This window comes from Nocardiopsis akebiae (assembly GCF_018316795.1).
Lineage (GTDB): Bacteria > Actinomycetota > Actinomycetes > Streptosporangiales > Streptosporangiaceae > Nocardiopsis > Nocardiopsis dassonvillei.
Map to the genome: position 1 here is coordinate 5002119 of NZ_CP074132.1, position 13692 is coordinate 5015810.

The following is a 13692-nucleotide window of genomic DNA, read 5'->3' on the forward strand; positions in this document are numbered from 1 at the left end:
TGTTCGGCCGCGGTTCCTGGGAGGCGTCCCGCCGCGTCTCGCCCGTCGGTACCGCCCCGGTCGAAACCACTTCGCTTGGCATGCCTACCTCCCGCGGATCCGTCCGGTCGCGCGGGCGCCGTCAGCGCCGCCCGGCTCCACCGGTGCACGTGCGTGTCATCAGGGCCAGTCGTGACGTGGCCGCCGCGGTACCTCTCCCACCAGTCTAGTGGGGCCGTTCCCACCGGGAACGGCCTCGGCCTCCCCGCTCCCGCCGCGCCCGGCGGCGGGTGTGACACTGGCCACCGGGGGTTCACCCCCGGTGGTGGAGTACGTCAACGATGACGGGCCGTCGCGCATTCCCCGCGGGGAGGGGCGTCGGCCGCGGCGCGGGTCGGCCGGATCAGACCGTGAGGAGGGTGTGCAGCTCCACGTCGGGCACCCTGTCCCGTCCCCGGAGCGCGGAGAGCTCCATCAGGACGGAGAATCCCACGACCGTACCACCCGCCTTGCGGACCAGGTCCACCGCGGCCCTGCCGGTGCCGCCGGTGGCGAGGACGTCGTCCACGATCAGCACACGGCTGCCCGGGGAGACCGCGTCGGCGTGGATCTCGACGGTCGCGGTACCGTACTCCAGATCATAGGCCTGACCGATGGTCCGTGAGGGCAGTTTCCCGGCTTTGCGCGCGGGGACGAAGCCCGAGCCCAGCGCCATGGCGACCGGGGCGCCGAAGATGAACCCGCGCGCCTCCAGTCCGACCACGTGGTCCACCCCCGCGGAGCGGAAGGGCGCGGCGAGGCCCTCCACGGCGGCGGCGAAGGCCTCCCGGTGGTTGAGCAGCGGCGTGATGTCCTTGAACAGGACGCCGGGCTGCGGAAAGTCGGGAATGTCGCGGATGTGCGACCGGACGAGCTCCGGGCTGGGGACGGGCGCCGCGGTGGCGGTGTCGTCGGGCATGTGGGATGGGCCTTCTGCTGGTTTCTCGTGCTGTCGGGGCCGGGGCCCTCGCGGGAGCCGCGGCGGCTACCCGTGGTCCGGACGGCCGGACACGGCGGTACCGGCCCCCGCGCGGGGGCCGGTACCGGGGTCGAACGCGCGCGGGCCGTCCGCTCACCGCGCGGGGCGCGGGCCCGATGAGGCCCGGGCGCCCGAACCGGGAGAGTACCGCGCGCGGCGCCGGCCGGGGGCACCGGCCCCCTTCGGCGCGGAGCGCCCCGGCGGGCGGTGGCGGGCGACGGGCGGGCCAAGGCGGAGCGGAGGCCCGGGGAGGTACGTCTAGCCCTTGGGCTTGTCGTCGTCGCCGAAGTCGGGGCGGTCCTCCACCGGCGTGTCGTCGGCGGCCGGGGTGACGACCTCTCCGACACCGGCCTTGAGCATGCGGATTCGGGTCCCGGGCGCGATCTCCAGCAGGACGTCCTGCTCGTGGATCTCGACGACGGTGGCGAAGATGCCCGCCTTGGTCATCACCTCGACACCGGGGACCAGGGCGTTGTGCATCTGCGTCTCCTGCTGGCGGCGCTTCTGGGCCGGGCGCCAGAAGAGCAGCCAGAACACCAGGAGGATCAGCAGGAACGGGAACAGCATGCTGAAGAGCCCACCGGTGGGCTCTCCTTCGGCAGCGAGGTGGTAAAGGCCCTGCACGGGGGCGTCCTTCCTGACGTTTCGTCGTGTGGCCGACCGCTGTCGGATGGGACACCGCGACGGCCACCTTCTTCGCATCGGCACGAACCGCGTGGTCCGGGCCTGTCCGGCACGTACAACGCGCCAGAGGGCCGAGTCGTTCCACCGGTGTCGGACGACACGTACGGAGTCGTGCCCCGTATCGGCTGTTTCGTCCCAGCTTACGTGGCGTGGGTCACCGGCATCCCACCGGAGGAGATCGGAGTGTTAACGGTTCGTCCCCGATCCGCGCGGCCGGAACCCATTGTGCCCGGACCGGGGCTGCGTGTCAGACGCACCGGTCAGGGGCCCGCCGCTCCGTTGTGACCCGCGCTGCCCGCGGGGGCGGAGTTACCCGTGGTGCCGCCGTTGGCCGCCGCCGCGCCGAAGGCCGCGTCCGGAGGCGGGGTGAGGCCCATGTGCGCCCAGGCCTGCGGGGTGGCCACCCGACCGCGCGGGGTGCGGGCCAGGAATCCGGAGCGGACCAGGAAGGGCTCGGCGACGGTCTCCACCGTCTCGGCCTCCTCCCCCACTGACACCGCCAGCGTGGACAGGCCGACCGGGCCGCCGCGGAACCTCCTCATGAGCACGTCGAGGATGGCCCGGTCCAGCCGGTCCATGCCCAGTTCGTCCACCTCGTAGAGCTCCAGGGCGGCGCGGGCGGTGTCCAGCGACAGCCGCCCGTCCCCGCGCACCTCGGCGTAGTCGCGCACCCGGCGCAGCAGCCGGTTGGCGATCCGGGGGGTGCCGCGCGAGCGCCCGGCGATCTCCACGGCGGCGTCCGCGTCCAGGGGCGCGCCGAGCAGGCCCGCCGAGCGCTGAAGGATCAGCTCCAGTTCACCGGGGGTGTAGAAGTCCATGTGCGCGGTGAACCCGAAGCGGTCGCGCAGGGGCGCGGGCAGCATGCCCGCGCGGGTGGTCGCCCCGACCAGGGTGAACGGCGCGATGTCCAGCGGGATGGCGGTGGCGCCGGGGCCCTTGCCGACCACGACGTCGACCCGGAAGTCCTCCATCGCGACGTAGAGCATCTCCTCGGCGGGGCGGGCCATGCGGTGGATCTCGTCCAGGAAGAGCACCTCGCCCTCCTGGAGGGTGGAGAGCACCGCGGCCAGGTCCCCGGAGCGCTCGATGGCCGGGCCCGAGGTGATGCGCAGCGGGGCCCCCATCTCGGCGGCGATGATCATGGCCAGGGTGGTCTTGCCCAGGCCCGGACCGCCGGACATGAGGATGTGGTCGGGCGCCCGGTTGCGCCGCCTGGCGCTGTGCAGCACCAGGGAGAGCTGTTCGCGCACGCGTTCCTGGCCGACGAACTCGTCCAGCGCGCGGGGGCGCAGGGCGCCCTCGATCTGGCGCTCGTCCGTGCCCGCGTCGGGCGAGACCGCGTCGCGCTCGTAGGGCGGGGGCCCGGCGGGGGCCGGGCCGCGGGGGTCTTCCTCGTGGAAATCGTACACGGGGTTTCCTCCCTGTTCCTAGGCCCGGCTGAGCCTGCGCAGGGCGCTGCGCAGCAGGACGGCGACGTCGTCGGTGTGCTCGGCCTCGGTCGCCACGGCGGAGGCGGCGGCCTCGGCGTCCTTGGCCGACCAGCCGAGGTTGACCAGGCCGGAGACCACCTGTCCGCGCCAGGCGCCGTTGGGCTCGCCACCGGGCCCGGCGGCCTCGGACCCGGGCAGGGTGCCGTCGGTGAGCACGGGCGCGTCGAGCTTGCCGCGCAGTTCCAGGACGATGCGCTGGGCGCCCTTCTTGCCGATGCCGGGCACGCGGGTGAGGGCGGTGGTGTCCTCGGCGGACACGGCGTGGCGCAGGCTGGAGGGGCTGTGGACCGAGAGCATGGCCAGGGCCAGGCGGGGACCGACGCCGGAGGCGGTCTGGAGCTGCTCGAACAGGTGCTTCTCGTCGTCGTCGGCGAACCCGAACAGGGTCAGGGACTCCTCGCGCACGACGAGGCTGGTGGCCACTGTCCCGGTCTCGCCCACGTGCAGGCGCGAGAGCGCGGAGGGCGTGCACTGCACGGTCATGCCGACCCCGCCGACGTCGATGACGGCGGTGCCCGCGCCGCGTGCGGCCACCCGGCCGGTGAGGAACGCGATCATCTGGTGTGGGCACCGGGGACGGTGCCCCTCTCCTTCCTGGGGGCGGGGCGCTAGCGGCCGCGGGTGCGGCGGGCCAGCTCCACCTTGCGGGCGAAGTCCTGCTGGGCCTGGGCGACGCGGGCCTGGGCCCCGCCGCGCCAGATGTGGCAGATGGCCAGGGCGACGGCGTCGGCCGCGTCGGCGGGCTTGGGGGGTCCGTCGAGTCCGAGGATACGCGCCACCATCGTGCCGACCTGCGCCTTGTCGGCGCGGCCGTTGCCGGTGATGGCGGCCTTGGCCTCGCTGGGGGTGTGCATGGCCACGGGCAGGCCGCGACGGGCGGCGCAGACCAGGGCGATGCCGCTGGCCTGGGCGGTGCCCATGACGGTGCTGAGGTTGTGCTGCGCGAAGACGCGCTCGACGGCGACGGCGTCGGGCTGGTAGCGGTCCAGCCACTCCTCGATGCCGCGCTCGATGCCCACGAGCCGGTGGGGCAGGTCGGTGTCGGGGCTGGTGCGCACGGCGTCGGCGCCGAGCAGGGCGAGCGGTCGGCCGATGGCGCCCTCGACGGCGGCGACACCGCACCGGGTCAGCCCGGGGTCGATCCCCAACACGCGCACGCGCCTCACCCTCGCCCTCTCGAACGTCCGTTCGCCCACATGCTAGCGGCGGGCGACGACGCCCGCCGCCGGCCCGCCCGGGCGTGTCGTGTCCCCGGGGGCGCCCGCGGGGCCGGAGCCCGCCGCGACCGGGAGCAGCCCTGACGCGAGGGTAGTCGCCCGGCCGGGCGCGGCCGCACGGTCCGGGGTCGCGCCACGGCTTCGCCTTCCGGAGAAAAGGGATGGACGGGACACCGAGCGCGTGCTAAGTTGCTCTCAGAAAGAGAAATACTCGACTTGAGGACAACTGGAGGCGCACGTGGCCGATCCGCGCAACGAGGAGGGCGAGAGCCGGTTCCTCGCCGACTACGACCCCCACGTGTTCGCCCCGGCCGCGGTCACCGTCGACGTCGTCGCCCTCACCATCCGCTCGGGCGTGCCGCACGTGCTGCTGACGCGCCGCGCCGAGCACCCCCAGCGCGGCTGGTGGGCGCTGCCGGGCGGGTTCGTCCGGGCCGAGGACGGACCGGACGGCCCCGCCGACCCCGACCTGCCCGACGCCGCCCTGCGCGTGCTCTCGGAGAAGACCCTGCTGCCCACCGAACTGCACCTGGAGCAGCTGGGCACCTACGGCGCCCGGGACCGGGACCCGCGCATGCGCGTCTTCTCGGTCGCCTACGTCCTGCTGGCCCCCGACCTGCCCGACCCGCACACCGGCCGGGGCACCGAGGAGGCCGCCTGGATCCCCTGGCGCGACCTCGGCCACGGCGACGGCGCCCGCCCCGGGCTCGACCTGGCCTTCGACCACGGCCGCCTCCTGGCCGACGCGGTCGAGCGCGCCCGCTCCAAGCTGGAGTACACCCCGCTGGCCACGGCCTTCCTGCCGCCCGCCTTCACCATCACGGCGCTGCGCGAGGTGTACGAGGCCGTGTGGGGCCAGTCCCTGCACGCGGCCAACTTCCACCGCAAGATCCTCGCCGCACCCGGGTTCGTGGAGGACACCGGAGAACTCGCCGAGCGCGGCGGCGCGGGCGGCGGACGGCGCGCCCGGCTCTACCGCGCGGGCGGCGCCGCCCTGCTGCACCCTCCCCTGCTGCGGAGCACGCAGTGACACCCGAGAGGAGTCCGATGACGGCCACCGGCCCCGCCTTCGGGGACGCCGAGCGCCGGGTCGCCCTGGCGGGCGACCCCGTGGAGCTGTTCGGCCCGCTGCCCGAGGGCGGCGGCGTACCCCCCGCGGCCACGGCCCGCCACCGCGAGCTGGCCCGCGCGCTGCACCCCGACACGGCGCCGCCCGGCAGCGGCGCGGGCCCCTTCACCCGGCTCTCCCGGCTGTGGGACCTGTACCGGGCGATGGCCGCGGGCGACCTGCGCCTGGACGACCTCACGCTGGCCACCGGCGCGCACACCTACCGGATCGGCCGGGAGCGGCTGGCCCGCGGCGACGTCGCCGACCTGCACCCGGTGCGCTACCGGGCGCCGGAGTGGCGCGACGCGGTGCTCAAACTGCCCCGCGCACCCCGCGACAACGACCTGTTGGAGGCCGAGGCGACCGCGCTGCGCCGTATCCGGGAGCACGGCCACGAGCGCTACCGGGCCTTCGTCCCAGAACTGGTGGAGTCCTTCAAGCACCGCGACGCCGCCACCGGCGCGGAGCGGCGGGCCAACGTCCTGGGACGGCTGCACGGCTTCCACACGCTGACCGAGGTGCGCCGCGCCCACCCCGGCGGCGTCGATCCGCGCGACGCGGCGTGGATGTGGCGGCGGCTGCTGGTCGCCGTCGGCAACGCCGCCCTGGCGGGGGTGGTGCACGGCGCGGTCGTGCCCGAGCACGTGATGATCCATCCGGCCGAGCACGGCCTGGTCCTGGTCGACTGGTGCTACTCGGTGACGGCGCACGCCCCGCGCACCGCGCCGCACGTCCCGGCGATGGTGCCCGGCCGCGCGGACTTCTACCCGCCCGAGGTGGCCGCCCGCCGCCCCGCGCTGGCCCAGACCGACATCCACATGGCGACCCGGTGCGTGGAGTACGTCACCGGGGGCCGCCTGCCCCCGCAGCTGCGGTCCTTCGCGCGCGGCTGCACCCTGCCCGCCCCCGAGCGGCGGCCCCGCGACGGGTTCGCCCTCCTCTGCGAACTGGACGACGTGCTGGAACGCCTCTACGGACCGCGCCGGTTCCGCCCCTTCACCATGCCGGACCCGGCACCGGCCGCCGGGGCCTGAACCCCCTCCCCGACCACCGTCCCCCTCACGAACCCCGCCCCGGCCCCGGCGGCCCGATCCGCCCGCCCCCGTTCCAAGGAGAACCCCATGGGAAGCAGCCACTGGTCCACCGACGCGTACCACGCGCGCCAGGCCTACAACTCCTCCGTCGGCTCCAGCAGCTTCGGCTACACCGACGACGTGCTCGCCTCGACCCCGCGCAGCGCCTGGCGGGTCCACGACAGCCTCGACCCCCGCGGGGTGGGCGTGCGCGAGAGCCGCGACTCCGCCGAACACCCCGAGTCGCTGGCCATCTCGGTGCTCTTCGACGTCACCGGGTCCATGCGCAACGTGCCGCGCGTACTCCAGACCAAGCTGCCCGACCTGTTCGGCCTGCTGCTGCGCAAGGGGTACGTGCAGGACCCGCAGATCCTCTTCGGCGCGATCGGCGACGCCACGTGCGACCGGGCCCCGCTCCAGGTGGGGCAGTTCGAGTCCGGCAACGAACTGGAGGACGACCTGGGCAACATCCTGCTGGAGGGCGGCGGTGGCGGCCAGGTGATGGAGTCCTACGAGCTGGCCATGTACTTCATGGCCCGGCACACCTCCATGGACTGCCTGGAGAAGCGCGGACGGCGCGGCCACCTCTTCATCATCGGCGACGAGATGGCCTACGGGGCGGTCAAGGCGCGGGAGGTGCGCGAGGTGATCGGCGACGACATCACCGAGGACATCCCGTTCCCGCGGATCCTGGCCGAGCTGCGGCGCAGCTTCGAGGTGTACTTCATCATGCCGACCGGCAGCGGGCACTTCCACAACGACAAGGTGCGCGGCTTCTGGGACACCCAACTGGGCCAGAACGTCGTCTACCTGGACGACCTAGACGCGGTGTCGGAGACCATCGCGGTCACCGTCGGACTCGCCGAGGAGGCCATCGACCTGGAGGAGGGCCTGGCCGACCTGGCCGAGGCGGGCTCGGACGCGGGCGAGGCGGTGGGCAGGGCACTGCGGACGCTGTCCGGGAGCCGCGGCTCCGTGGTCGTGGCCGACGCCCCGACCGGGCTCGGCGGCCCGGCCGGGGCGGGCGGGGTGGACCGGCTGTGACCGGCGCGACCGCCCCGTGGGCCGACGGGAACGCCGTCGTCGTCGACCTGGGGTTCGGCGACGCGGGCAAGGGCGTGACGGTCGACCTGCTGTGCGCGCGGCGGCGCTTCGGCGCCGTCGTGCGCGCCAACGGGGGCGCCCAGGCCGCGCACAACGTGGTGACCCCCGACGGGCGCCACCACACGTTCGCCCAGTTCGGCGCGGGCACGCTGGCCCCCGGCGGTCCGGTGCCCACGCACCTGTCGCGGTGGATGGTGGTGGACCCCTTCGCCCTGGCCGCCGAGGCCGGACACCTGGCCTCGCTCGGCGTGCCCGACCCGTTCGCGCTGGTAACCGTGGACCGCCGGGCGCTGATCAGCACCCCGTGGCACCGGGCGGCCAACCGGGCGCGGGAGCGGGCCCGGGGCGAGGACCGGCACGGCTCGTGCGGGATGGGGGTGGGCGAGACCGTGGCCTACGCCCTGGCCCGCCCCGATGACGCGCCGACCGCCGGTGACTGCGCGCGGCCGGACGCGCTGCGCCGCAAGCTGCGCCGCCTGGCCGACCACCTGCACGCGGTGCGACGCTCCCTGGAGCCCCCGGGCGCGGGCCCCGGCCCCGGGCGCACGGCGGCCGGAACCGGGCCGTCGGCGGCCTCCGGCGCGGTGACAGGGTCCGGCGCGGCCCCGGACCGCGGTGCCGGGGCCCGGCCCGACCCCGAGCCGGACGTCGAGGAGTGCGTGGAGGCCTACCAGGCCTTCGCGCGGCGGGTGCGGCTGGTGGACGAGGACCACCTGCCCCGGCTGCTCGCCCGCTCCCCCGTGGTGTTCGAGGGGGCGCAGGGGGTGCTGCTGGACGAGTGGCACGGGTTCCACCCGTACACCACCTGGTCCACGACGACCACGGCGAACCCGCTCGCGCTCCTGGCCGAAGCCGGGCGCCCCGGCGACGTCCGCCGGATCGGTGTGGTGCGCGCCTACACCACCCGGCACGGCGCGGGCCCGCTCGTGGCCGAGGACCCGGAACTGGGCGCTGTGCTGGCCGAGGCGCACAACGGCACGCACCCGTGGCAGGGAGAGTTCCGGGTCGGGCACTTCGACGCGGTGGCGCACCGCTACGCGCTCGCCGCCACCGGCGGGGTGGACTCGCTGGTGGTCACGCACGCCGACGCCCCCGCGCGGGCGGGAGGGAGACTGCGCTGGTGCACCGGCTACACCGCGCCGGACGGGTCGAGCCTGGAACCGGTTCCCGCACCGGCCCCGGCGCCCAGCGGGCCGGGCGCCGCCGTGACCGGTGCGGCGCTGAGGGACGCCGCGGCGCGCCTGGACCGGCAGGAGCGCCTGGCCCGCGCCCTGTCGGCGGCGCGGCCCGTGCTCGCCCCCGCGCCCGACTCCCCCGCCGAGGCCGTCGGTGAGGAGCTGGGGCTGCCCCTGGAGGCGGTGTTCTCGGGTCCGACCCGTGCCGACGCCCGCGTTCCGTCGCGTGTCTGACCGGCCGGCGGGCTCCGCTCCGGCGGACGGCGGTACCGGGGAGACGTCCCGGTGCGCTTCCTCGCCGCCCTCCGAATCCCCCGACCGGCGAAGGTACCGAGGAGGCGTCCAGGACCCCGGGGGCTGTTCCCGCCCGACCCGCGGCGCGCCTCCGGCGGGGTCCGCGTGCCGAGCGGTGCGGGCAGCGTGACCGGAGGTCGTGGCGCGGACCCATCGCGCCGTCCCGCAGGCCTCAGACGACGGTCAGGTGGTAGGTGGTGTCCACCCGGAAGCCCCGGCCGTCGTCCGCCCTGATCTCCAGCACGTACCCGCCGGGGCTCAGGGGCGAGACCGCGCCCCACAGCCCCCAGCTGTGCCGACGGACCCACAGGGGGCTGCGGAACACCCCCTGGACCTCCTCCAGCGGCAGCGCGACGCCGTTGAGGTGCGCGTCGGCCCGCGCGACCGGCATGGCCATCGGCTCCCTGGAGTACTCGAAGGGGAACTGCATGTTGAACACCGGGAAGAACAGGGGGCGCCCCGCGGGCACCTCGCACCGGCGCACGACCCTGCCCCCGTAGGTACCGGCGAGGAACCACAGGTCGTCCGGCTGGTTGCGGGCCGCGTGCTCGCCGGTGGCGTCCCGGACCGGGTCGCACCCCTCCGGCGCCGACCACACCCACTTCCACCAGCGCGCCGAGAGGGCGACGCCCTCACGGGCACCGATCCGCCACGTCCCGTCGTCCGGCACGACCCCGTCCATGGCACCCCTCTCCCGTGTCCGACCGCCCTCGGCGGACGTCCGTGTTGCGCGGATCGTACCGATGCGCGCGGGCGCGCCGACACGCGGGCACCCCGTCGCCCCTTCCTCCCGTAGGGATCGGAACCCGCCCACTAGCGTGGGTCCGTGACTTCTCTCTCCGACCCCCGGGTCCGCGACTTCCTGCTCCAGGGCACCCGCACCGGCATGCTCGCCTACACCGCCTCGGACGGACGGCCGCTGGCGGCGCCGGTGTGGTTCGTCGTCGAGGACGGCGACGTCGTCTTCAACACCGGCGCTTCCACCGCGAAGGGCCGGTCCATCGCGCGCGACCCCAGGGTGGCGCTCACCGTGGACCTTCCCGAGCCGCCGTACGCCTTCGTGCAGGTGCAGGGTGAGGCCGTCGTGTCCGAGGACCCCGACGAGCTGGTGCGCACCGCGACCGCGATCGCCCGCCGCTACGTGGGGCCCGAGCGGGCCGAGGAGTTCGGGCGGCGCAACGGCGTGCCCGGCGAACTCGCGGTGCGGCTGCGCCCGACCAGGGTGGTCTCCGCCTTCGACATGGTCGGCTGAGCACCCGCTCGACCGGCCCCGCCGTGTGCCCTGCCGGACACGGACCCGGGCGGTGCGACCGTTCAGCCGCCGACCGTCCGACCGGCTGGCGCGAGGCGGGATCGGCCCACCGCGTGGGCCACGAACGCCTCCGCCGCCGCGGTGAGCGGCCCCCTCCTGCTGACCAGGGACACGTACAGGTGGCCGGTGGGCTCCAGGTCCAGCACCAGCGCCCCGGCCCGCTCGGCAAGGTCCCGCCAGGCGTCGGTGACCACGGCGATCCCTGCCCCGCCCAGCACCAGCGGCAGGAGGGACACCCGGTGCTCGCTCTCCACGGCGACCCGGGCGTCCAAGCCGTCCGCGACCAGTTCGTCGACGAACCGGCGCATGCCCGAGCCGTGCTGGCCCACGATCAGCCTCTGCCCCTCCAGGCGCTCGGCGCGCACGGGCTCCCCCGCGGCGAAGGGCCCGTCGGGCGGGGCGAGCAGCACGAAGCTCTGGCGCGCCAGCGGATGGGCCCGCACCCCCGCACCCGCGAACGGCTCGGAGGTGGCCACCACGCCGAGTTCGCAGGCGCCGGTGCGCACCATCTCGACGGCGTCACGCGTGGTCAGCGCGCTCCGGACCGACACCGACACCTCCGGATGGCGCCGGGTGAAGCCCGCCACCAGGCCGGTCAGCGGCTCGATCGCCTGGGTGGGCAGTACGGCCACGTCCACCCGTCCGCCGCGCAGCTCCCGGACCGACTCGACCGCCGAGCGGGCCAGGTCCAGGGCGCGTACCGCCTCGCGGGCGGGCTCGATCAGCGCGCGTCCCGCATCGGTCAGCACCACGCGGCGGCCGATGCGGTGGAAGAGGTCGCTGCCCAGGTCGCGTTCCAGGGCCCGGACCGCCTGGGACAGGGACGGCTGGGACAGGTACAGGGCCGAGGCCGCCCGGTTCACTCCGCCGTGGTCGACCACGGCCAGGAAGTACTCCAGTCGCCGGACGTCCACCGATCCTCCTTATAGGCCGGACCTATCAACGATATCGACAGCCGGTCTTGGACGCCCGCGCCCCCGGCCTGCTGGAATCCGCCTATGAGCGACCTCCTCCCCTCCGGGTTCGCCCGCCGCACCGTGGACGCCGGGGGTGTGCGCGTCAACGTCCGCGTGGGCGGGGACGGCCCCCCGCTCCTGCTGCTGCACGGCTACCCGCAGACACACCTGATCTGGCACCGCGTCGCACCGCTCCTGGCGGACCGGTTCACGCTGGTCATGACCGATCTGCGCGGCTACGGGGACAGCGACAAGCCCGCCTCCGACGAGCGGCACGCACCCTACGCCAAGCGGGCCATGGCGCGGGACCAGTACCTCGTCATGCGCGAACTGGGCTTCGACTCCTTCGCCGTGGCGGGCCACGACCGCGGCGGCCGGGTCGGCCACCGCCTCGCCCTGGACCACCCGGAGGCGGTCACGGCGCTGTGCGCGCTGGACATCGTGCCGACCCGGTACGCCTTCGAGCACGCCGACGCCGGGTTCGCCCTCGGGTACCACCACTGGTTCTTCCTCGCGGCGGGCGACGGCATCCCCGAGCACCTCCTCGGGCAGGACCCGGACTTCTGGGTCCGCACCCGCTTGAACGCCCGCCACCGCGGCGGCACCCCCTTCGCGCCCGCCGCCGTGGACGAGTACGTGCGCTGCTTCAGCGACCCGGCCGCGATCCACGCCTCCTGCGAGGACTACCGGGCGGCTGCCTCCGTCGACCTGGAGCACGACCGGGCCGACGCCGGTCGCCTCCTGGAGTGCCCGGTACTGCTGCTGTGGGAGCGGCACAGCTTCGTGGGCCGCCACTACGACGTGGCGGACGCCTGGAGCGGGTACGCCCGCGACGTGCGGGGGCACGCGCTGGACTGCGACCACTACGTGCCAGAGGAGGCGCCCGAGGCCGCGGCACGGCACCTGCGCGCGTTCCTGGGCGGGAACCCCGCGCCCTGAGCACGCCCCCGCGGGCCGGGCGCGGCCGCCGCGTCCCGAGCCCGGTTCCCGCGCACCCTCCGACCCCGGGCCCTCCCCGGTCGCTCCCGGTCCCGGCGGGGCGGACCGGCCCCACCGGGACGAGGAGGGCCCCGTCGGACTCGAACGCCCCCGAACACCCCGTACGCCCCACGGAAGGACACCGCCATGAAGCACTACCGCGTCGCCACGATCCCCGGTGACGGCATCGGCAAGGAGGTCCTGCCGCCCGCCAGGGCCGTCCTGGACCGGGTCGGCGCCCACCACGCGCTCTCCTTCTCCTACGACGAGTTCGACTGGTCCTGCGCGCGCTACCTGGCCGAGGGCGCCATGATGCCCGACGACGGCCTGGACCGGATCCGCCACCACGACGCCGTCCTGCTGGGCGCCGTGGGCTGGCCCGGCGTCCCCGACCACGTGTCGCTGTGGGGGCTGCTCGTCCCCATCCGCCGCGGCTTCCACCAGTACGTCAACCTGCGGCCGATCAGCGTCCTGGAGGGGGTGCCCAGCCCGGTCGCGCGGGCGCTGCCCGGCGAGGTCGACTTCGTGGTCGTGCGCGAGAACAACGAGGGCGAGTACTCGCGCGTGGGCGGACGGATCCACGAGGGCACCCCGTACGAGGCGGCCCTCCAGGAGTCGGTGTTCACCCGCAGGGGCGTGGAACGGGTGCTCGACCACGCCTTCGCCCTGGCCGGGCGGCGCGGCGGCAGGCTGACCTCGGCCACCAAGTCCAACGGCATCGTGCACACCATGCCGTTCTGGGACGAGCTGGTGGCCGAGCGCGCGGCGCTCCACCCGGAGGTGGCCTGGGAGCAGGAGCACGTCGACGCACTGGCCGCCAAGATCGTCCTGGACCCGGCCCGGTTCGACGTCATCGTGGGCTCGAACCTGTTCGGCGACATCCTCAGCGACCTGGCCGCGGCCGTGGCGGGCGGCATCGGGGTGGCGCCGTCGGCCAACCTCAACCCGGAGGGCGAGTACCCGTCGATGTTCGAGCCGGTGCACGGCTCGGCGCCCGACATCGCGGGCAAGGGGCTGGCCAACCCGCTGGGGGCCATCTGGTCGGCGTCGATGATGCTCGACCACCTGGGCCACCCGGAGGCGGGCGCGCAGGTCATGGACGCGGTCCGCGGCGTGCTGGCCTCCTCCCCCGTGCGCACGGCCGACCTGGGCGGCAGCGCGGGTACGGACGAGTTCACCGCCGAGGTGCTCTCCCGCCTGCCCTGACGCGGACCCCGCCGCCCCCTTGTCCGAACGGCACAGCAATCCCGCATCCGATTGTCACCCCCTGACAAGGCCCCCACGGCGGAAAGCGAGCATGGTGG

Annotated in this window: 14 protein-coding genes; 7 read left to right on the forward strand and 7 right to left on the reverse strand. The window is 75.0% G+C overall.

The window, feature by feature from the left end:
• Positions 1-382: 382 nt before the first annotated feature.
• The 5 genes from KGD83_RS21405 to ruvC all read right to left on the reverse strand — a co-directional run bounded on the left by KGD83_RS21405 (position 383) and on the right by ruvC (position 4328).
• Positions 383-937 (reverse strand): adenine phosphoribosyltransferase, encoded by a 555-nt coding sequence (locus KGD83_RS21405; protein ID WP_212640865.1) that lies wholly within the window; start codon positions 935-937, stop codon positions 383-385.
• Between the two features lie 318 nt (positions 938-1255).
• Positions 1256-1621, reverse strand: a complete 366-nt coding sequence (yajC, locus tag KGD83_RS21410) for a preprotein translocase subunit YajC (RefSeq protein WP_249351987.1) — start codon at positions 1619-1621, stop codon at positions 1256-1258.
• Between the two features lie 320 nt (positions 1622-1941).
• Entirely contained in the window at positions 1942-3090 is a 1149-nt protein-coding gene (gene ruvB, locus KGD83_RS21415; protein ID WP_212640866.1) for a Holliday junction branch migration DNA helicase RuvB, read from the reverse strand.
• A gap of 18 nt (positions 3091-3108) precedes the next feature.
• Positions 3109-3729: a Holliday junction branch migration protein RuvA gene (gene ruvA, locus KGD83_RS21420; protein WP_212640867.1), complete on the reverse strand. Its 621-nt coding sequence runs from the start codon at positions 3727-3729 to the stop codon at positions 3109-3111.
• A gap of 50 nt (positions 3730-3779) precedes the next feature.
• Positions 3780-4328 (reverse strand): crossover junction endodeoxyribonuclease RuvC, encoded by a 549-nt coding sequence (ruvC, locus tag KGD83_RS21425; protein WP_212640868.1) that lies wholly within the window; start codon positions 4326-4328, stop codon positions 3780-3782.
• Positions 4329-4626: 298 nt separating this feature from the next.
• On the opposite strand from ruvC, the gene KGD83_RS21430 reads away from it, so the two are divergent.
• From KGD83_RS21430 to KGD83_RS21445, 4 genes are all read left to right on the forward strand, one after another.
• Complete coding sequence (locus KGD83_RS21430; protein ID WP_212640869.1) at positions 4627-5418, forward strand: NUDIX hydrolase; 792 nt, start codon at positions 4627-4629, stop codon at positions 5416-5418.
• Between the two features lie 17 nt (positions 5419-5435).
• Positions 5436-6530: a molecular chaperone DnaJ gene (locus KGD83_RS21435; RefSeq protein ID WP_212640870.1), complete on the forward strand. Its 1095-nt coding sequence runs from the start codon at positions 5436-5438 to the stop codon at positions 6528-6530.
• Positions 6531-6617: 87 nt separating this feature from the next.
• A complete protein-coding gene (locus tag KGD83_RS21440; protein ID WP_212640871.1) occupies positions 6618-7613 on the forward strand; it encodes a hypothetical protein in 996 nt (331 codons plus the stop codon).
• Entirely contained in the window at positions 7610-9082 is a 1473-nt protein-coding gene (locus tag KGD83_RS21445) for an adenylosuccinate synthetase (protein WP_212640872.1), read from the forward strand. Before KGD83_RS21440 ends, KGD83_RS21445 begins: the two co-directional genes overlap by 4 nt.
• 232 nt (positions 9083-9314) lie before the next feature.
• Here KGD83_RS21445 and KGD83_RS21450 read toward each other — a convergent pair whose 3' ends face one another.
• Positions 9315-9824 (reverse strand): hypothetical protein, encoded by a 510-nt coding sequence (locus KGD83_RS21450; RefSeq protein ID WP_212640873.1) that lies wholly within the window; start codon positions 9822-9824, stop codon positions 9315-9317.
• 144 nt (positions 9825-9968) lie between these two features.
• On the opposite strand from KGD83_RS21450, the gene KGD83_RS21455 reads away from it, so the two are divergent.
• Complete coding sequence (locus tag KGD83_RS21455) at positions 9969-10394, forward strand: PPOX class F420-dependent oxidoreductase (protein WP_212640874.1); 426 nt, start codon at positions 9969-9971, stop codon at positions 10392-10394.
• Positions 10395-10456: 62 nt separating this feature from the next.
• Here KGD83_RS21455 and KGD83_RS21460 read toward each other — a convergent pair whose 3' ends face one another.
• Complete coding sequence (locus KGD83_RS21460) at positions 10457-11368, reverse strand: LysR family transcriptional regulator (protein ID WP_212640875.1); 912 nt, start codon at positions 11366-11368, stop codon at positions 10457-10459.
• Between the two features lie 84 nt (positions 11369-11452).
• On the opposite strand from KGD83_RS21460, the gene KGD83_RS21465 reads away from it, so the two are divergent.
• Both KGD83_RS21465 and KGD83_RS21470 read left to right on the forward strand, forming a co-directional pair.
• Positions 11453-12349 (forward strand): alpha/beta fold hydrolase, encoded by an 897-nt coding sequence (locus KGD83_RS21465; RefSeq protein WP_212640876.1) that lies wholly within the window; start codon positions 11453-11455, stop codon positions 12347-12349.
• 186 nt (positions 12350-12535) lie between these two features.
• Positions 12536-13594: a tartrate dehydrogenase gene (locus tag KGD83_RS21470; RefSeq protein WP_212640877.1), complete on the forward strand. Its 1059-nt coding sequence runs from the start codon at positions 12536-12538 to the stop codon at positions 13592-13594.
• Positions 13595-13692 lie beyond the last annotated feature (98 nt).